Genomic DNA, 18,170 nt, shown 5'->3' with positions numbered 1-18,170 from the left:
GCCCTCAGTCGCGCCAGGCGGAGAGCAGGTCGTCGGCGCCGAAGGCGAGGTCGGCACCGGCGGGGAGCTCGCCCGAGGGGCTGATCGCGGCGGTGCGCGCCTCCGCGGCACGGGGCACCCGGTCGCGCGCGGCGCGCAACGCTCCCACGTCCCGTGCCGACAGACCTCGCTCGGGTCGCCACTTCACCGAGCCGACGACCGCCGAGCGGTCGTGCGTCGCCGCGACCACGTCGACCTCGACGCGGCCGTCCCTGGTCCACCACGGTCGCACCGCCTCCACCCCCGCCAGGCGTTCGTCCGACCGTGCGAGCCGCGTGAGGGCCTCACGCACCACGGGTTCGACGCTCCGGCCCCGCCAGCTTGCCCAGTCGCGGTCGAAGGCAGCCACCGCGAGGTCCGCCCGGCCGCGCGCGATCTGCTCCACCTGCCTCTCGACGTAGCGGAACCAGAAGCGCAGGTACGGGTCCGTGACCCGGTAGCGACGCAGGCGTCCGGACGACGAGGCCCACGCCGGGATCTCGCGCTCGACGAGCGACCTGGTCTCCGTCAGCGTCTTCAAGGCCCGGGTCGTCGCCGTCTCCAGGGCCTTGCGCTCGGACGAGTCCTGGATCGCGGAGAGCACGTCGGTGAAGCCCGGGTTCGCGGTGTCGTCCGAGCCGATCGCCGCGAGGACTCGGTAGGCGGCGGGCGCGGCCGGGAACTCGGCGTCGAGCGTGAGACGAGCCGTCGTGACGAGCGGGCTGTACGGGTCGGCCAGAGAGGTCCGGACGTACTGCTCCGGCTCGAGGTCCGACGCCGCGAGGTCGGTGACGAGTCGCGGGTACCCACCGGTGACCAGGTACGCGTCGAAGACGCCGAACGCACCGCGGCCAGGGAGAGCGGAGGCCACCTCGGCGGGATCGAGCGGCGAGACCGTGCACGGACGGAGGCGGCCGAAGAGAGGCCTGCCGTGGGTCGCGAGCCGTTCCATCATGGCGACGTCGGAGCCGATCAGGACCAGCAGGACGGGAAGTCTCTCCAGGGTCCGGTCCCACTGGACCTGCAGCTCGCCCTCCAGCGTCGGATCGCCCGCGACCATCCACGGGAACTCGTCGAGCACCGCGACGACCGGGCCGGACCGCGCGGCCACGGCAAGGCGACCGAGCCACTCGCGCCAGGAACCAGCCGGGGACTGGGCCAGGAGATCGGCGTCCGGCAGCGGTCGACGAGACTCGGTGATCGCCCGGGTGGCGTCCTCGAGCTGGCGCCGGGACGACGACCCGTAGACGCCGGGGACGAAGACCGACGGGACGTCGGCCGAGGCCACGAAGCGCTCGACGAGGGTGGACTTGCCCACCTGGCGGCGACCTCGCACGGCGACGATCCGTCCCGTTCCGGCTCGCACCACTGCGTCGAGGTGCGACCGGAGCGTACGCATGCCGGAGTCCCGCCGGACAAGACCCTCCTCGTAGGTATGAGTCATGGCGCGTAGCATACAGCCGGTGTTGGTTATCTGTCTGTGGCGGGTGTCGCCGAGGCTCTGCCGGTGCGCCTGAGCACGACGACGGTCCGTCCGCCCGCGGTCCACTCCTCGACCCCGCTGAGTCCGGCCCGCGCGGCGACGTCGCGCAGCGCCCGTGCGCCGAGCCGCGCCCAGGGCATCGGCCGGCTCAGGCGCCCGTCCGCGGCGCGCAGGACGACGGGGGAGAGGTCGTGCACGTCCGGGTCGCGCTCGGTCTCGACGAGCACCGAGCCGCCCGGGCGCACGAGGTCGCGGCACCGCGCGAGGAGCGCCTCGGGGTCCCCGCCGATCCCGATGTTCCCGTCGGCGAGCAGCACCGTGCCCCACCGGCCCTCGCCCGGGAGCGCCGCCTCGACCGCCCGGCGCAGCGCGATCGCGCCGCGGTCCCGCGCGCGCCGCACGGCGTCGCGCGACACGTCGATGCCCAGGCACGGCACCCCGCGCCGCGCGAGCTCGGCGGCCAGGCGCCCCGGGCCGCAGCCGACGTCGAGCACGGGCGCCTCGCAGCGCGCGAGCAGGACCTCGTCGGAGTCCGTGGCGGGCGCGGCCCAGGTGTGCACGTCGAGCGGTCGCGTGCCGCCCCCGTCGAGCGCGACGACGGGCTCGCCGCCCAGCGCGGCCTCGTAGAGGACCACGGGGCTGACGCGGCGCGGCGGCGAGACCGTCACGGCCGCGCCCACGCGGTGCCGTGCCCTGCCCCGGCCACCGACCCCGGTCGCACCCGAGCCGCGATCTCGTGCCACCGGCGCGCGAACCGGGTGTCGGGCGCCTGGCGGGCGACCGCCTCGGCGTCGTCCGGCTCGTCGACGTCACGCAGCGTCGGCAGCAGCCCGACGTCGAGCCCGTGCGCGCGCAGCCGTGCGAGCTGGGCCGCGCCCGTCGTCGGCTCCGACATGGGGACGCCCAGGAACAGGCCGGGGTCGGGGGCGCGCAGCCCGACGGCCCAGAAGCCGCCGTCGTCGGCGAGGCCGAGCACGGCGTCGTGCCCGTGGAAGTCGATGCCCGCGAGCACGGGTGCGAGCTGTGGCGTGTCCATCCCGACGAGCAGCACCGGACCGTCGTGGCGCGGGAGGTTGGCGTCGAAGACCGCGTCGAAGACCGCGTCGAACGCCCCGGCGAGGCGACGGTCGAGCCCGCCCTCGGCCTGGGGGAGCACGACGAACCCCGGCGGCACCCACGGCCCGGGAACGCCGTCCAGGACGAGCACGTGGTCGCCCGGCAGCGCCGCGACGGCCTCCAGCGTGTCGGCGAGCGCCGCCGCGGCGACGTCCGCGGCCTCGGCGGGGGACAGGAGGCTGGTCAGACGCGTCTTGACGCGCCCCGGGACGGGAGCCTTGGCGAGCACGACGACGGTGCGCGGCGGGTCGAGCGGCACGGGCCTCATGATGCGAGCACCTTCGACATGTCGTGCACGGCGCGCCACACGCCCAGCGGCGTCCCCGTCACCTTCGACCGGCCCAGGCGCGGCCGGTAGGGCACGTCGACCTCCCGGACCCGCCACCCGGCGTCCGCGGCGGCGACGAGCATCTCGAGCGGGTAGCCGGAGCGGCGGTCCGCGAGCGCGAGGCCGAGCAGCGCGTCGCGCCGCGCCGCGCGCATCGGGCCGAGGTCGTGCACGACGACGCCGGTGCGGCGCCGCGCGCGCCGCGCCAGCTCCCGGTTGGCGAGCCGCAGGTGCCACGGCCAGGCGCCCGCCGCAGGGACGCGGCGCCCGAGCACGAGATCGGCCTCGCCGCGCGAGACCGGCCCGACGACGCGCGGCAGGTCGGCGGGGTCGAGGCTCGCGTCGGCGTCGCAGAACGCGACGACGTCCGCCGTCGCCGCGCGCAGGCCGGTGTCGCACGCGGACCCGAAGCCGCGCACGGGCGCGTCCACGACGAGCGCGCCGTGGGCGCGGGCCACATCCCGCGACCCGTCGGTGGAGCCGTTGTCCACGACGACGGCGCGCATCCCGGCGGGCAGGCGCGGCAGGAGCCAGGCGAGGCCCTCGGCCTCGTCGAGGCACGGGAGGACGACGTCGACGCTGGTCACGTCTCGACCGTACGGTGCGGCCCGACGACGGCGCTCGTCAGCGGACCTGACGGTTCCCTGACGGGGCGACGTCGTCCCGGGCCGCGTCGTGGTCCTCGGCCGGAGCGGGCACCGGTGCCGGGCTACTGTGCAGGCATGAGCACGACTGCCGACGACGAGCCGTTGCAGCCCGTCACCGGGCCGTCACGGGTGCTCGTCGTCGACGACGACGAGCTCACCGTCGCGAGCGTCGCCGCGCACCTCGGGGCGTCCGGGCACGAGGCGCGGACCGCGACCGACGCGGTGGAGGGGGAACGGGCGTGGCGCACGTGGCGGCCCGAGGCCGTCGTGCTCGACGTGCGGCTCCCGGGCCGCTCCGGGCTCGACCTCCTCGCGCGACGCCGGGCGGACGGGGACGGCACGCCCGTCCTGCTGCTGTCCGGGCTCGGCACGGTGGACGACCGGATCGGCGGCCTCGAGGTGGGGGCGGACGACTACGTCGTCAAACCGTTCGACGCGCGCGAGCTCGTGCTGCGCGTCGAGGCGCTGCTGCGGCGCGGACCGGGGCACGTGGAGAACGCGCCGACGCGGCTCGTCGTCGGCGACCTGGTCGTGGACGCGACGGACCGCACCGCGCGGTACCACGGGCGGACCGTGGCGCTCACGCCCCGCGAGTTCGCGCTCCTGCACTTCCTCGCCCGCCACCCGGGGCGTGCGTTCGGCCGCGCCGAGCTGCTGCGCCGCGTGTGGGGATGGAGCTTCGGCGACGACTCGACCGTCATGGTGCACGTGCGCCGGCTGCGGGCGAAGCTCGAGGACGACCCGGGCGAGCCGACGCTCGTCGTCAACCTGCGCGGCAGCGGGTACACGCTCGCACGACCGGCGTACGAGACGGGGAACGAGGCCGCGCACGATCAGGTGGGGAGCACCGCCGCGGCAGGAGGGAGGGACCGATGACCGACGTCGGCTTCATGCTCGCCGTGACCGCGGGGTGCGCGGTGGTCGTCGGGCTGCTCGGGGCCTGGGCCGTGCGCGCGGCGCGGCGGGTCTCGCTCGTCCTCGCGCTGGTCCTCGCCGCGCTCGTCCCGTTCGCCGCCGTCGTGCTCGCGCTGTCGGTCAACGTGTCCGCGATGTTCCTCTCCGAGCACGACGCGGGAGTGGTCCGGCTGGTACTGGGGGCGTCGTCGGTGCTCGCCGTCGTGATCGCCGTCGTCCTCGGGCGCACGGTGGCCGACGACGTGCGCCGGGTCCGCGTCCTCGCCCGGCGGCTCGGGGACGACGCCGGAGGCGACGCCGGGCCGGCTGCCGGTGCGGACCCCGACGGCACGGGCACCGGCGACCCGGCGCGCACGGAGACCGGAGCCCTGCGCCGGCCGGCTCCGGGGGGTGCCCCGGCGACCGCCGAGCTGGCGCTCGTCGTCGCGGAGCTGGAGGAGACGCGGCGTCGCCTCGACGCCGCGCGCGAGAGCGAGCGCGCGGCGCAGACCGCGCGCCGCGAGGTCGTCGCGTTCGTCAGCCACGACCTGCGTTCGCCGCTCGCCGGGGTCCGGGCGGCCGCCGAGGGCCTGCAGGACGGCGTGTTCCCCGACCCGGTGCCCGCGCTCGACGGGATCGTCGCCGCGACCGAGCGCATGGCGCGCATGATCGACGACCTCGCCGAGCTCGCGCGCAACGACGTGCCGCGGCCGCGCCCGGTGGCGCGCGACGTGGACGTGGCGGACGTCCTCGAGCGGGTCGTCGCGCACGCGCGCCCGCTCGCGCGGTCCGTCGGCGTGGAGCTGCGGGTCGCGTCGCAGGACGGCGTCGTCGTCGCCGGGGATCCCGACGAGCTCGAGCGGGTGCTCGACAACCTCGTCGCCAACGCGGTGCGCGCGAGCGGATCGGACGGGGGCACCGCGGGTCTCGCGCGGGCCGGCTCGCCGGTCGGGCTCGTGACGGTCGAGGCGGGCCACGTCGACGGAGCGGTCCGCGTCGTCGTGCGCGACACGTGCGGCGGCATCCCCGCCGAGGCGCTGCCGCACCTGGCCCGGCCGGGCTTCCAGGTGGGCGCCGGCGCGGACGGGTCGGACGGTCTGGGGCTCGCGTTCGTGGACCGCGTCGTCGACCGGCACGGCGGCACGCTCGACGTCGCGTCGTCCGACGACGGCTGCCGGGTCGAGGTGCTGCTCCCCGCCTCCCCGCGCTGACGCCCGGTGACGCACGGTGACGCACGGTGACGCCGAGATCGACCCGGGCGTCGCGAAGTCGACCCACTGAAGGTCGATCTCGGGCGTGCGGGTCGATCTCGCGCAGTCAGCCCTCCTCGACCAGGCCGGCGAGGCCGTCGTCCACGGACACCGCCGCCCGCCAGCCCAGCACGCGCGCCGCGCGCTCGCTCGACGCCGTGACGTGCCGGACGTCGCCCGCGCGCCACTGCCCGGTGACGACCGGCTCGGGGGCGTCGAGCAGCGCCGCGACCCGGCGGGCGACCTCCCCGACCGTGGTCACGGTGCCGGAGCCGACGTTGAACGCCTCGACGGCCCCCGCGCCCTGCGGCTGCTCGACCGCCGCGAGGACGGCGCGCGCGACGTCGTCGACGTGCACGAGGTCGCGGCGCTGGCGCCCGTCCTCGAAGACCCGCGGCGCGCGCCCGTGCTCCGCCTCGGACCGGAAGATCGACACGACGCCCGCGTACGGGGTGTCGCGCGGCATGCCGGGCCCGTAGACGTTGTGGAAGCGCAGCGCGGTCGCGCTCGCGCCGGTCGCGCGGGTCCACGCCGCGAGCAGGCGTTCGCCGTGGGCCTTCGTCGCCGCGTACACGTTGCGCGGGTCGAGCGCGGCGTCCTCGTCGACGAGCCCTGGCGTCAGCACCTCGCCGCAGGCCGGGCAGCGCGGGTCGAAGACCCCGGCGTCGAGGTCGGCGGGGTCGCGGGGCGGCGGGTGGACGGCGCCGTGCGTGGCGCACGAGTACGCGCCCTCGCCGTAGACGACCATCGAGCTCGCGTACACGACGTGCGGCGCGCTCCCCGCGGCCGCCCGGAGCAGCACCGCCGTCCCGAGGTCGTTGGAGGAGACGTAGTCGTCGACGTCGTCGATCCCGACCCCGAGCCCGACCTTCGCGGCCAGGTGCACGACGACGTCCCGGCCCTCGAGCGCGGCACGCACCGCGTCGCCGTCGCGGACGTCGGCGCGCACGAGCGGGACGCCGTCGGGAAGGGCGGGAGCCGGCCGGTCGCCGTGGACGTCGGGTCGCAGCGAGTCGAGGACGAGCACGTCGTGACCGGCCGCGGTGAGGGTGCGGACGGCGGCGGTCCCGATGAAGCCCGCCCCGCCCGTGACGAGGATGCGCATCACTCCAGCATCGCCGCCCGCACCGCCCGGCGCAGCCCTGCTCGGGGCAGGACCGGCTGACGGTCGCCTGACGGCTCGGCACGCGCGATGCGTGCACCGCCCCGGTACGAGCCTGCGGGTCAGCGGTGCGTCGTAGGTGCCGCTCTACCTGCCGGCTTGCCGCCTCGGTACGCTGGAGACATGCCGAAGACCGCCGTGTCTCTCGCGACGCTCGCCCTGCGCGAACTCATCAACGTGCACCGCGACGAGTTCGAGGAGCTCTTGACCAGGTACGCAGCGACGAGTCCGAGACTGTTCGGGTCCGTCGCTCGCGGCACCGCGCAGGAGGGCAGTGACATCGACATCCTGGTCGACATGGATCCTGCGGACGGGAACCTCCTGATGCGTGCGTCCGGCCTCATGGAGGAGACGCGGGCCTTGTTCGGGCGCGAAGACATCGACGTGTTCCCCGCGCAGCTGCTCAAGCAGCCGATCTCGCAGACGGCGCTCGCGGATGCGGTCGCGCTGTGAGTCGCGGGACCGACCAGCGGTTATCTCCCGTCACTCGTCGAGGCGTTGCGTCCGCACGGCGGGTATCGGGCGGGCGGCTGACGAACTGCTGACGGTTCGGTCGAACGGCGGCGTCACCGGGCGGCGTCAGGCGCGGGCGGGCTAGCGTGACGGGCGTGACCGACACGACCGCACCCGTGGGCATCCTCGGCGGCTCCGGGCTCTACCGGCTGCTCGACGACCCCGAGCCCGTCCCCGTGACGACCCCCTTCGGCGACCCGTCCGACCCGCCGAGCCGCGGGACGTTCGCGGGGCGGCCCGTCGTCTTCCTCCCGCGGCACGGCTCCGACCACCGGTTCCCGCCGCACCGCGTGAACTACCGGGCGAACCTGTGGGCGCTGCGGGCGCTGGGCGTCCGGCAGGTCGTGTCGGCGTCCGCCGTCGGCGGGCTCCGGCCCGAGCTCACGGCGGGGACCGTCGTCGTGCCGGACCAGGTGGTCGACCGCACGTGGGGCCGCGCGCACACCGTGTACGACGACGTCGGCGCGGTCGTGCACGTCCCGTTCGCCGACCCGTACTGCCCGCGCGGGCGCGCCGTCGCGGTGCGCGCCGCGCAGTCCGGCTCGCTGCCCGCCGTCGACGGCGGCACGCTCGTCGTGATCCAGGGGCCGCGGTTCTCCAGCCGCGCGGAGTCCCGGCGCAACGCGGCCGAGGGCGGGAGCGTCGTCGGGATGACGGGCATGCCCGAGGCGGCGATCGCGCGCGAGCTCGCGCTCTGCTACACGACCCTCGCGCTCGTGACCGACGCCGACGCGGGAGTCGACGTCGGGACGTCCGTGACCCACGCGGCGGTGCTCGAGGCGTTCGCGCGCAACGTCGTCGCGCTCACGGGCGTGCTGCACGACGTCGTCGCCGCCCTCCCGCAGGACGACGACTGCTCGTGCCGGCATGTGCTCGACGGGCTGGACCTGCCGTTCGAGCTCCCGTAGCCCGGGCGGCGTCGCGCGCAGCAGGGGCTCGACTACGGTGACCTCTCTGTCCGATCTCTTCGGAATCAACCACCTGACCTTGTCCACGCCCGACCTCGACCGGCTCGTGGCGTACTACACGGGGCTGCTCGGGGGAGCTCTGGCCTTCGAGCGTGCCGCGACCCCTCCCGATCCTCGGATCGCGGTGATCGATGTCGGCGGGGACGACCACCTGATGATCGTCGAGACCGCCACCGCCCCCACGACCGATCTCGATCCCCTCGGTCAAGCGGGATGGGGGCTGCGCGTGGGAACGCACGCCCACCTGCGCGAGGTTCGCGATCGTTCGAGCCCATCGCCCACGCGTGTGATCGTCGACGAACCACCGACTGGCAGCTGCCCCGACCTTCGAAACGCCCTACGGGGCGGCGCCGCGCGCTCACCGGGCTACGCACGCCCGCGGGTGGTAGAGAGGACACCTAGAGACGCCGTCCCGCGGGAGGCCGGCGTCCGGGACAGCCGGGGGCAGGCGACGAGGAGCTGCGCGTGCGAATGACGAGAGGGACGGCGACGACGCTGGCCGCCGTGCTGGTGGCAGCACCCGCGATCGGTGCAGGGACGCTCGTGACCGCGGAGCCGGCGCTCGCTGGACCGGCGCTCGCAGGGCCGGCGAGCGCGGCACCGTTGTTCGCGGCGCCGGGCAACCCGGGGGTGCCGAGCGAACCGGTGGAGGTCTTCCTCGAGACCTTCGAGAACGGCGCGGCGGGCACGGCGGAGTGGCTGCCGGCCTACCCCGGCACCGATGGCGTCACCTACACGGCCGAGTACCCGTGGCTCGACCAGGTCGACTGCAACGGCACGATCATCAGCTACACCGTGTCGAGCTCGCTATGCCCCGACGACTTCTCCGCCTCGTACGCGCAGCAGAACACGCGCCGCCTCGCGGATGTGCTCGGCCAGGTCGCGGCCGGGGTCCAGGGCGGGACGGACGCGGCCCCGGTGAACGCGTCAGACGCCGGGACGCAGGCCAACCGCGCCCTCACTGCCTACACCCACCTGATCGATCCCGCGCCCGGCTCGATCGAGCTGCAGACGGTGGGCGGAACGTTCGTGCGGGGCGTGCCGTCCAACCGGTTCCTCACGTTCTCGGTCGACGTCGCCGAGGTCTCGTGCGAGTACCTGGGCGGGCAGAACAACTCCCGACTGAGCTTCTACCTCACGTACGGCGGGACCGAGCGCCCGGTGCAGGACGCCCCGATCACCGCGTGCACCGACCCGAGCACCACGTCCTACACCTCGCCGACCCTGCCGCCCGACGACTCCTGGGGCGACGGCGGCACCTACGTGCGGGCCGGGACGTTCTTCTCCAACGGGTCCCAGATCGTGCCCGCGGGCTCGATCGTCGGCCTCGTGCTGCGCAACGAGACGGGGAGCAGCCAGGGCAACGACCACGCGATCGACAACATCCGCCTGGTCGACGTGACGCCCCAGCTCGACAAGAGCTTCTCCCCGGCCTCCGTGCCGGTCGGCGGGACGTCGACCCTGACGTTCACGGTGACCAACTCGTCCGAGCTGTCCCAGAAGGCCGGGTGGGGGTTCACCGACGACCTGCCCGAGGGCCTCGTCGTCGCGGACCCGAGCGGCGTCGGCGGCACGTGCCAGGCGACCACGGTGGCGGATGCGGGCGGCTCGACGATCACGGTGTCCGACGGCGTGCTCGCGGCCGGCGAGGTCTCCTGCACCGTCACGGTCGACGTCACGTCGGACACCCCGCAGGGCGCGGACCCGTCGCCCGTGACGTACACGAACTGCCCGGACGCGAACGTCGTCAACCTCGTCGGCCTGCTCCCGCCCGCCTGCGCCGAGGTCGAGTTCTTCAGCGAGCCGGGGCTGACGATCGAGAAGTCCTCGGACGCGACGGCCGACACGCGCGTCGGCGACACGGTGACGTACTCCGTGACGGCGACGAACACAGGGACGGGCGACTACACGGTCGAGAACCCGGCCGTCCTCCTGGACGACCTCTCCGGCGTCCTCGACGACGCCACGTACAACGGGGACGCGACCGCGAGCACGGGTGGGCCGCCGTCGTACACCGAACCGCTGCTGTCCTGGACGGGACCGCTGCCTGTGGGGGAGTCGGTGACGCTGACGTACTCGGTGACGCTGACGGCGGGCGGGGACCGCGCGGTGCGCAACGTCGCGTGGGAACCCGCCGACCCGGACGCGCCGGTGACCCCGGCCTGCGACCCGCCGACCGAGGAGGGCACGGACCCGGTCACGGGCGAGCCGTGCGCCCCGGCCGAGCTCGAGCTGCCGTCGCTGACGGTGACGAAGTCGGTCGACACGACCGAGGAGCCCGCCGTGGGTGACACGGTGACGTACTCCGTCGTCGTGACGAACACGAGCAGCGTCAGCTACACGGACACCGCGCCCGCGACCGTGACCGACGACCTCACTCAGGTGCTCGACGACGCGACGTGGAACGACGACGCGACGGCGACGCCCGACGTCGGTGCCTTCACCTACGCCGAGCCGGTCCTGACGTGGTCCGGCCCGATCGAGGCGGGCGCGTCGGTGACGCTGACGTACTCGGTGACGTACACGGGCGGCGGGGACTTCACGCTCGTGAACGAGGCGTGCGTCCCGGTCGAGGACGCCTCGACGACGGCGGACCAGTGCGCGGGTACGATCGTCCCGCTCCCCGACCTGCTCGTCGACAAGACGTCCGACCCGGCCGACGGCGAGACCGTCGTGGCAGGCGACACCGTGACGTACACCCTGACGTTCGGCAACGACGGAGAGGCGGCCTCGACCGTCGACCACACGGACGACCTGTCCGGTGTGCTGGACGACGCGACGTTCGACGAGGGATCCCTCGTGGTCGACCCCGACGGCGCGCTCGACGCCGCGGTGGACGGGGATTCCGTCGTGGTGACGGGGTCCGTCGACCCGGGCGAGACGGTGACGGTCACCTACTCCGTGACGGTCCTGCCCGACGGCGAGCGCGGCGACGACTCGCTCGAGAACCTCCTCGCACCGTCGGGCTCCGTGAACCCGTCCTGCAGCGACCTCGACGTCCGCTGCACGGTCCACCCGGTCCCGGAGCTGGTCGTGTCGAAGTCGGCGGACCCGGCGTCGGGCACGACGGTGGTCGCGGGCGACACGGTGACGTACACGGTGACGTTCGCCAACGACGGCGCGGCCCCCGCGACGGTGGACCACGTGGACGACCTGTCCGGAGTGCTCGACGACGCGACGCTCGACGCGGACTCCGTGGTCGTGGAGCCGGACGGCGCGCTGGACGCCGTGGTGGACGGCGAGTCGGTCGCGGCAACCGGCACGGTCGGTCCTGGGGAGTCGGTGACCGTCTCCTACACCGTCACGGTGCTGCCCGACGGCGAGCGCGGGGACGACTCGCTGGGGAACTTCGTGATCCCGACGGGCACGGACCCACCCGCCGAGTGTGCGGCGGACGACCCGACGTGCACGGTGCACCCCGTGCCGGAGCTGGTGGTGGCGAAGACCGCCGACCCCGCGGCGGGGACGGCGGTGCTGCCCGGCGACACCGTGACGTACTCGCTGACCTTCACCAACGACGGCGCGGCGGCGACGACGGTCGACTACACGGACGACCTGGGCGACGTGCTGGACGACGCGGAGCTGACGACGGACCCGGCGTCCGACACGGCGTCGCTCGTGGCGAGCGGCGTCACGGGCGACGCGTTCACCGTCACGGGGACCGTCGACCCGGGCACGACCGCGACCGTGACGTACACGGTGACGGTCGCTCCGGACGGAGAGCGGGGGAACAACTCGCTCGGGAACGTGCTCGCGCCGAGCGACGACCCGGAGCCGAACTGTGCGGACGCCGGGACGGAGTGCACGGTGCACCCGGTGCCGCAGCTCGTGGTCGCGAAGACGGCGGACCCGGCCTCGGGCAGCACGGTGGCCGCGGGCGACACGATCACCTACACGCTGACCTTCGCGAACGAGGGCACCGCCCCGGCGACGGTGGACCAGACGGACGACCTGTCCGACGTGCTCGACGACGCGGAGCTGACCTCCGGGCCGACGTCGGACACGGCGTCCGTGGTCGTGGGCCCGGTGACCGGCGACGCGTTCACGATCACCGGCACGGTGGACCCGGGCGCGACCGCGACCGTGACGTACTCCGTGACGGTCCTCCCGGACGGTGAGCGCGAGGACGACTCGCTCGGGAACTTCGTGGTCGCGGCGGGCACGGACCCGCCGGACGAGTGCGCGACGGACGACCCGACGTGCACCGTTCACCCGGTGACCGCCCTGGCGATCACGAAGACGTCCGATGCGACCGCGGACACCCGCGTGGGCGACACGGTGACCTACACCGTGACAGCGACGAACACGGGGACCGGCGACTACACGGTCGCGGACCCGGCCGTCGTGGTCGACGACCTCAGCGGCGTCCTCGACGACGGGACGTACAACGACGACGCGTCCTCGGACCGGGTGGTCCCGCCGTCGTACGCCGAACCGCTCCTCACGTGGAGCGGGCCGCTGCCCGCAGGGGAGTTCGTGACGCTCACGTACTCGGTGACGTTGACCTCGGGCGGCGACCGCGTCGTGCGGAACGTCGCGTGGCAGCCCGCCGACCCGGAGACGCCGGTGCCGCCGGCGTGCGACCCGCCGACCGACGCCGGCCTCGACCCGGTGACGGGCGAGCCGTGCGCCCCCGCGGCACTCGACCTGCCCGCGCTCACGGTCGACAAGTCGGTCGAGCCGACCGAGATCCCGGCGGTCGGTGAGACGGTGACGTACACGGTCGTGGTCGAGAACGTCGGTCCCGGCGACTTCACGGACGCCGCTCCGGCGAGCGTCACGGACGACCTGACGGACGTGCTCGACGACGCGACGTGGAACGACGACGCGGCGGTGGACCCCGACGTCGGCGCGCTCGTCTACGCCGAGCCGACCTTGTCGTGGTCCGGGCCGCTCGCGGCGGGCGAGTCCGTGACGATCACGTACTCGGTGACGTACACGGGCGCCGGGGACGCGAACCTGGTCAACGAGGCGTGCGTCCCGGTCGACGACGCGGCCGACGCGGCCGACGCGTGCAGCGGCACCCAGGTCCCCGCGGCGGACCTGGCGTCGTGGAAGGAGGTCTCGGCGTCGGACGACCCGGTCGTGGCCGGATCGACGCTGACCTACACGCTGCACTTCCGCAACGACGGCGAGGCCGACGCGACGGTCGACGCGGTCGACGACCTCTCCCAGCTGCTGGACGACGCGGAGGTCACGGCCGGCCCGGCCCCGGGTGAGGGAGACCTCGACGCCGTCCTCGTCGGGTCGCAGATCGCCGTGACCGGGACGGTCCCGGCGGGCGAGGAGTACACGGTCACGTTCGAGGTCACGGTCCTGCCCGACGGCGAGCGCGGCGACGACCTGGCCGCGAACTTCCTGATCGGCCCGGACGACGACCCGCCTCCGGGACCGGACTGCGATCCGGTCGACCTGGACGAGCCCGACTGCACCCTGAGCCCGGTGGCCGCCGTGGAGTACGCGAAGGCGGTCGAGGCGTCGACGGACCCGGTCGCGGCCGGGACCGTCCTGACGTACACGATCACGATCACGAGCACGGGCGAGGCGACCGCGGACGTCGCGCGCGAGGACGACCTCGCGGGCGTGCTGGACGACGCCGAGCTCACCTCCGGCCCGACGTCGGACACCGCGTCCGTCACGGTCGGAGACGTCGTGGACGACCGCTTCGCGATCGGCGGCACGCTCCCGCCGGGCGCGACCGCGACGGTCACGTACACCGTCACCGTCTCGCCCGACGGCGAGCGCGGCGACGACCTCGCGGCGAACTTCCTCGTCGTACCGGGCGAGGACCCGCCGGAGGAGTGCGTCGACGGCGACCCCGCGTGCACGGTCACGCCCATCCCCGAGCTCCAGGTCGTGAAGTCCGCGGACCCGGCCGACGGCGCGACCGTCTCGGCGGGGGACACCGTCGCCTACACCCTGACGTTCGAGAACGTCGGCCAGGCCACGGTGGCCGTCGACCACACGGACGACCTGTCCGGGGTGCTGGACGACGCGACGCCGGTCGAGGGCTCCCTCGTCGTCGAGCCGCAGGGCGCGCTCGACGTGGCCGTGACCGGGGACACGATCGTCGTGACGGGTTCGGTGGACCCGGGTGAGTCGGTGACGGTCTCGTACGCGGTGACCGTCCTGCCGGACGGAGAGCGCGGGGACGACTCGCTGGGGAACTTCGTGGTGGTCTCGGGCGAGGCTCCGCCGGCGCAGTGCGACGACGGCGACCCGACGTGCACGGTCCACCCGGTCGAGCCGACGCCGGACCCGGCCCCGAGCCCCGTGCCCCCGGGACCGAGCCCCGTACCCCCTGCGCCCGACGGCGACCTGCCGCGGACCGGCGGCGACCTCGTCGGTGCGCTGGCCCTGGCCGTCGCGTTCGTCGGCCTCGGGATCGCCCTGGTCCAGCGCTCGCGCCGTCGACGAAGCTCGCCGGGGTACTGAGAGGTCGTGCCTGGTCGGGGACGTGCAATGTCAGACAGACGTACTACGCTGTCCCCATGCAGACGGTCACCAAGCGTGAGCTCAACCAGCACACCGCCCAGGTGCTCGACCAGGTCACGGGCGTCGACGACGTCGTGGTGACCGAGCGCGGGGAGCCGCGGTGGAGGGTGACCGAGTTCAATGTCACCGAGGCGGGTCTGGCGCGCCTCGAGCGTGAGGGTCGGTACACGCCCCCCGCAGCATCTCCCGCGCCGTGGCCCGAACGCCCCGGCGGTCCCCGGTACACCCGGTCGCAGGTCGACGCGCTGCTGGACGAGATGAAGGGCGAGCACTGAGGTGCCGATCGTCTACCTCGACTCCTCCGTCGCGTTACGCACGATCCTCGACGTCCCTGAGCGCCCACGCCTCCAGGCGTGGCTCGACGACCCCGGTGCCACGGTGGTCTCGTCTCGACTGCTGCGCACCGAGGTGGTCCGTGTGCTCCGTCGCGACGGTCGCCCGCCAGCCGACGGGGCGCCGCTCCTGGACCGCGTCGGCATCATCGAGATCACCCCGCAGACGCACACCGTCGCCGAGTCCATCGAACGGCACGTCAAGACGCTCGATGCCCTCCATCTGGCCACCGCGCTGCTCATCGGCGAGCCGGTGACCGTCGCGAGCCATGACACCACCATGAAGGCTGTCGCCGAGCACCTCGGCCTGAGTGTGGTCGACCCGGTGTGAGGGTCGACGCGACCGGCAGGCGCCTCGCGTCGCCGACGTCATGACCCGCACCATCTAGGGTGCGGCGACTCCGGTGATCCGCCGCACGGCGTCGAGGATGTCGACGTCGTCGTGCGGCTCGGTGTCGAGCGCGCGGTGGATGGTCATGCCCTCGACGAACGCGTCGAGCACGCGGCACGTCGCCGGGTCGAAGTGCCGGCCGAGCGCGGCCCGGCTGCGGCGCATCCAGGCGTTCGTCAGGGTCCGGTACGCCGGGTCGCGCGCCGCGAGGGTGTAGAGCTCGTGCGAGAGCACCAGGTCGCGCTGGGTCGAGAACACGTCGTGCGTGATGAGCGTCGTCACCGCCTGGACGGCTTCCTCAGGGGTGCGCGCGTCGTGCATGCGGCGCTCGAACTGGGCGGCGGCGTCCCGCGTGAACCGCCCGAACGCCTCACGCAGCAGCTCGTCCATCCCCGCGAAGTGGTACGTCATCGAGCCGAGCGGGACGTCCGCCGCGGCGGCGACCCGCCGGTGCGACGTGCCCGCGACACCGTGCTCGGCGATCACGTCGAGGCAGGCGGCGACGATGCGGTCGTGCCGGTCGGGGTCGTGGCGCCGCGGGCGGGGTGAGCGTGGGGACGCGGGTGCGGCCACGGCTCAGATGTTCTCGCGGATCACGCGCGCCGGGTTGCCGACGGCCACGACGTTCGCCGGCAGGTCGCGCGTCACGACGGCGCCCGCGCCCACCACGGTGTTGTCGCCGATGGTCACGCCGGGGCACACGATCACGCCGCCGCCCAGCCACACGTTGTCGCCGAGGGTGATGGGTTCGGCGGCCTCGAGCTTGTCGCGCCGGGGCTGCGGGTCGACGGGGTGGGTCGGGGTGAGGAGCTGGACGTTCGGACCGATCAGGCAGTCGTCGCCGATCGTGACCGCCGCGACGTCGAGCGCGGTGAGGCCGGAGTTGACGAACGTGCGGGCACCGAGATGCACGTTGCTGCCGAAGTCCACGGCCAACGGCGGCTTGACCCAGGCGTCCTCGCCGAGCGATCCCAGCAGGTCGGTGAGGATCCCGCGAGCGCGCGTGTCGTCGCCGTCGCCGTCGAGCACCGCCCGGTGGAACGCGTCGACGAGGCGCATCCCGCGCTGGACACCGGCGGTGATGGCCGGGTCGTCGGCGACGTAGAGGTCGCCCGCGGCCATGCGCTCGTAGCTGGTGCGGTCGTCGCCGGCGAAATAGTCGGTGGTCATGCGGAGGCCTCCTCGGGCTCGGGCGTGCGGTGCGCGTCGGGCGCCGGACCGACGGTACCGGGGTCGGCGGGAGCCCCGGTCGCGGGGGCACGGCGCGGGGCGAGCACGCCCGCGAGGATCACGACGAGGACGCCCGCGAGCGGCAGCACGAGCAGGCCCGCGCGGAGGCTGGTCGCGTCGGCGACCAGCCCGACGAGCGGCGGCGACGCGAGGAACCCGAGGCGCATGAGCCACGACACGAGGGTCAGGCCGGTGCCCGGCCGCAGTCCGGGGACCTCGTCGGCCTGCTGCATCGCGGCGGGCACGAGCGTCGCGGTGCCGAACCCGGCCGCGGCGAAGCCGGCGATGGTGCCGGGGACGCTCGGCAGCGCGAGCGCGAGGCCGACGCCGACGGCGATCAGCAGGCCGCCGGCACGCGCGACGGCGCGCTGGCCGAAGCGGTCGACCATGCGGTCCCCGACCAGGCGCCCCACGAACTGCGCCCCGACGAGCGCGACGAACCCGAACGCCGCGAGCTCCGCGACCGCGCCGAGCGACTCGGACAGGTAGATCGCGGCCCACGTGTTCCCGGCGTCCTCGACCAGCGTGCCGGCGATCGCGATGAGCACGAGCGCGCCGAGCAGCAGCACGGTGCGCCCGGTGACGCGTGCGACGGCCGGCCCGACGCCGGAGGTACCGGTCCCCGCGGCGTCCGCGGGCTCGTCGTCGGGCGCGAGGTCCAGGCCGGTCAGGCACCAGCGCCGGGCGAACAGCGCGACGGCGGAGAACAGCACCCCGGTGATGGCGAGGTGCACGCCGAGCGGCAGGTCGAGCGCGATCGCGGCCGCGGCCATCAGGCCGCCGAGGACGGCGCCGATCGACCAGACGGCGTGGAAGGAGTTGATGATCGAGCGCCCGTAGCGGCGCTGGACCCGCAGGCCGTGCGCGTTCTGCGCGACGTCGGTGATCGAGTCCATCGCACCCGCGAGGAACAGTGCCGTCACGAGCACCGCGAGCGACGGCGAGACGCCCGCGAGCAGGACGCCGACGCCGGTGAGGATCGTGCCCGCCACGGCGACCGGCGCCGAGCCGAACCGCCGAAGGAGCGGCGCCGCCGCGAGGCCCGCGGTGATCGCGCCCGCGGGGAAGGCGGCGACGGCGAGACCGTAGGTCGCGTTGGAGAGCTCCAGGGCGTCCTTGATCTCGGGGTAGCGCGGGATGAGGTTCGCGAACAGCGCGCCGTTCGTGAGGAACAGGAGCGCGACCGCGGTGCGGGCGCGACGGTCGACGAGCGCGGGGCGCGACGCGGTCGGAGCAGTCATGCGTACGATCGTACACATAGTCGCCGCGGGCGTACACCTCACCTCCGCCGTGCGCGGACCGACCGACAGCCCCGCGCCGCCGAACCCGGGGATACCGGTCGA

General features: G+C 74.5%; 16 protein-coding genes. 8 read left to right on the top strand and 8 right to left on the bottom strand.

Features of this window, described 5'->3' with window-relative positions; all coding sequences use genetic code 11:
* Positions 1–4: 4 nt before the first annotated feature.
* Genes AC4H2H_RS01090 through AC4H2H_RS01075 form a run of 4 tightly spaced genes read right to left on the bottom strand, consistent with a single transcriptional unit; the run spans position 5 to position 3,532 of the window.
* On the bottom strand, positions 5–1,462 hold the full coding sequence (locus AC4H2H_RS01090; protein ID WP_494368965.1) for an ATP-binding protein: 1,458 nt from the start codon (positions 1,460–1,462) through the stop codon (positions 5–7).
* Between the two features lie 26 nt (positions 1,463–1,488).
* Positions 1,489–2,169 carry a class I SAM-dependent methyltransferase gene (locus AC4H2H_RS01085; protein ID WP_494368964.1) on the bottom strand — a complete coding sequence of 227 codons (681 nt, stop codon included), beginning with the start codon at positions 2,167–2,169 and terminating at the stop codon, positions 1,489–1,491.
* Positions 2,166–2,885 (bottom strand): TIGR04282 family arsenosugar biosynthesis glycosyltransferase, encoded by a 720-nt coding sequence (locus tag AC4H2H_RS01080; RefSeq protein WP_494368963.1) that lies wholly within the window; start codon positions 2,883–2,885, stop codon positions 2,166–2,168. Before AC4H2H_RS01080 ends, AC4H2H_RS01085 begins: the two co-directional genes overlap by 4 nt.
* Positions 2,882–3,532, bottom strand: coding sequence for a glycosyltransferase family 2 protein (locus AC4H2H_RS01075; protein WP_494368962.1), 651 nt, complete (start codon positions 3,530–3,532; stop codon positions 2,882–2,884). The genes AC4H2H_RS01080 and AC4H2H_RS01075 overlap by 4 nt, the downstream gene beginning before the upstream one ends.
* A gap of 135 nt (positions 3,533–3,667) precedes the next feature.
* Here AC4H2H_RS01075 and AC4H2H_RS01070 point away from each other — a divergent pair, with 135 nt between their 5' ends.
* The gene (locus AC4H2H_RS01070; protein ID WP_494368961.1) at positions 3,668–4,468 is read left to right on the top strand and encodes a response regulator transcription factor; all 801 of its coding nucleotides are present in this window, start codon (positions 3,668–3,670) and stop codon (positions 4,466–4,468) included.
* Complete coding sequence (locus AC4H2H_RS01065; protein WP_494368960.1) at positions 4,465–5,697, top strand: sensor histidine kinase; 1,233 nt, start codon at positions 4,465–4,467, stop codon at positions 5,695–5,697. Before AC4H2H_RS01070 ends, AC4H2H_RS01065 begins: the two co-directional genes overlap by 4 nt.
* A gap of 106 nt (positions 5,698–5,803) precedes the next feature.
* Here the strand turns inward: AC4H2H_RS01065 and AC4H2H_RS01060 are convergent, their stop codons facing one another.
* The gene (locus AC4H2H_RS01060; RefSeq protein ID WP_494368959.1) at positions 5,804–6,841 is read right to left on the bottom strand and encodes an NAD-dependent epimerase/dehydratase family protein; all 1,038 of its coding nucleotides are present in this window, start codon (positions 6,839–6,841) and stop codon (positions 5,804–5,806) included.
* Positions 6,842–7,021: 180 nt separating this feature from the next.
* Between AC4H2H_RS01060 and AC4H2H_RS01055 the strand changes: the two genes are divergently transcribed.
* From AC4H2H_RS01055 to AC4H2H_RS01030, 6 genes are all read left to right on the top strand, one after another.
* Positions 7,022–7,351 carry a nucleotidyltransferase family protein gene (locus AC4H2H_RS01055; RefSeq protein ID WP_494368958.1) on the top strand — a complete coding sequence of 110 codons (330 nt, stop codon included), beginning with the start codon at positions 7,022–7,024 and terminating at the stop codon, positions 7,349–7,351.
* A gap of 155 nt (positions 7,352–7,506) precedes the next feature.
* The gene (locus AC4H2H_RS01050; protein WP_494368957.1) at positions 7,507–8,319 is read left to right on the top strand and encodes an S-methyl-5'-thioadenosine phosphorylase; all 813 of its coding nucleotides are present in this window, start codon (positions 7,507–7,509) and stop codon (positions 8,317–8,319) included.
* Between the two features lie 37 nt (positions 8,320–8,356).
* Positions 8,357–8,854: a VOC family protein gene (locus tag AC4H2H_RS01045; RefSeq protein WP_494368956.1), complete on the top strand. Its 498-nt coding sequence runs from the start codon at positions 8,357–8,359 to the stop codon at positions 8,852–8,854.
* A complete protein-coding gene (locus AC4H2H_RS01040; protein WP_494369114.1) occupies positions 8,851–14,814 on the top strand; it encodes a DUF7927 domain-containing protein in 5,964 nt (1,987 codons plus the stop codon). Before AC4H2H_RS01045 ends, AC4H2H_RS01040 begins: the two co-directional genes overlap by 4 nt.
* A gap of 56 nt (positions 14,815–14,870) precedes the next feature.
* Positions 14,871–15,149 carry a hypothetical protein gene (locus AC4H2H_RS01035; RefSeq protein WP_494368955.1) on the top strand — a complete coding sequence of 93 codons (279 nt, stop codon included), beginning with the start codon at positions 14,871–14,873 and terminating at the stop codon, positions 15,147–15,149.
* Between the two features lies 1 nt (position 15,150).
* Complete coding sequence (locus AC4H2H_RS01030; protein ID WP_494368954.1) at positions 15,151–15,537, top strand: type II toxin-antitoxin system VapC family toxin; 387 nt, start codon at positions 15,151–15,153, stop codon at positions 15,535–15,537.
* A 54-nt stretch (positions 15,538–15,591) separates the two neighbouring features.
* Here the strand turns inward: AC4H2H_RS01030 and AC4H2H_RS01025 are convergent, their stop codons facing one another.
* Genes AC4H2H_RS01025 through AC4H2H_RS01015 form a run of 3 tightly spaced genes read right to left on the bottom strand, consistent with a single transcriptional unit; the run spans position 15,592 to position 18,068 of the window.
* The gene (locus AC4H2H_RS01025) at positions 15,592–16,170 is read right to left on the bottom strand and encodes a TetR/AcrR family transcriptional regulator (protein ID WP_494368953.1); all 579 of its coding nucleotides are present in this window, start codon (positions 16,168–16,170) and stop codon (positions 15,592–15,594) included.
* Positions 16,171–16,173: 3 nt separating this feature from the next.
* Positions 16,174–16,767, bottom strand: coding sequence for a sugar O-acetyltransferase (locus AC4H2H_RS01020; protein WP_494368952.1), 594 nt, complete (start codon positions 16,765–16,767; stop codon positions 16,174–16,176).
* On the bottom strand, positions 16,764–18,068 hold the full coding sequence (locus AC4H2H_RS01015; RefSeq protein WP_494368951.1) for an MFS transporter: 1,305 nt from the start codon (positions 18,066–18,068) through the stop codon (positions 16,764–16,766). Before AC4H2H_RS01015 ends, AC4H2H_RS01020 begins: the two co-directional genes overlap by 4 nt.
* Positions 18,069–18,170 lie beyond the last annotated feature (102 nt).

The sequence above is a fragment of the Cellulosimicrobium sp. BMG9.22 genome, from assembly GCF_059159975.1.
The sequence above is the reverse complement of the archived record's forward strand: the minus strand, read 5'-3'. Positions and strand labels throughout refer to the sequence as shown.

Coding starts and splice junctions, on each gene's coding strand:
- AC4H2H_RS01015 (WP_494368951.1), bottom strand. CDS start 18,068: ATGACTGCTCCGACCGCGTCGCGCCCCGCGCTCGTCGACCGTCGCGCC.
- AC4H2H_RS01035 (WP_494368955.1), top strand. CDS start 14,871: ATGCAGACGGTCACCAAGCGTGAGCTCAACCAGCACACCGCCCAGGTG.
- AC4H2H_RS01020 (WP_494368952.1), bottom strand. CDS start 16,767: ATGACCACCGACTATTTCGCCGGCGACGACCGCACCAGCTACGAGCGC.
- AC4H2H_RS01055 (WP_494368958.1), top strand. CDS start 7,022: ATGCCGAAGACCGCCGTGTCTCTCGCGACGCTCGCCCTGCGCGAACTC.
- AC4H2H_RS01065 (WP_494368960.1), top strand. CDS start 4,465: ATGACCGACGTCGGCTTCATGCTCGCCGTGACCGCGGGGTGCGCGGTG.
- AC4H2H_RS01060 (WP_494368959.1), bottom strand. CDS start 6,841: ATGCGCATCCTCGTCACGGGCGGGGCGGGCTTCATCGGGACCGCCGCC.
- AC4H2H_RS01070 (WP_494368961.1), top strand. CDS start 3,668: ATGAGCACGACTGCCGACGACGAGCCGTTGCAGCCCGTCACCGGGCCG.
- AC4H2H_RS01090 (WP_494368965.1), bottom strand. CDS start 1,462: ATGACTCATACCTACGAGGAGGGTCTTGTCCGGCGGGACTCCGGCATG.
- AC4H2H_RS01040 (WP_494369114.1), top strand. CDS start 8,851: ATGACGAGAGGGACGGCGACGACGCTGGCCGCCGTGCTGGTGGCAGCA.
- AC4H2H_RS01080 (WP_494368963.1), bottom strand. CDS start 2,885: ATGAGGCCCGTGCCGCTCGACCCGCCGCGCACCGTCGTCGTGCTCGCC.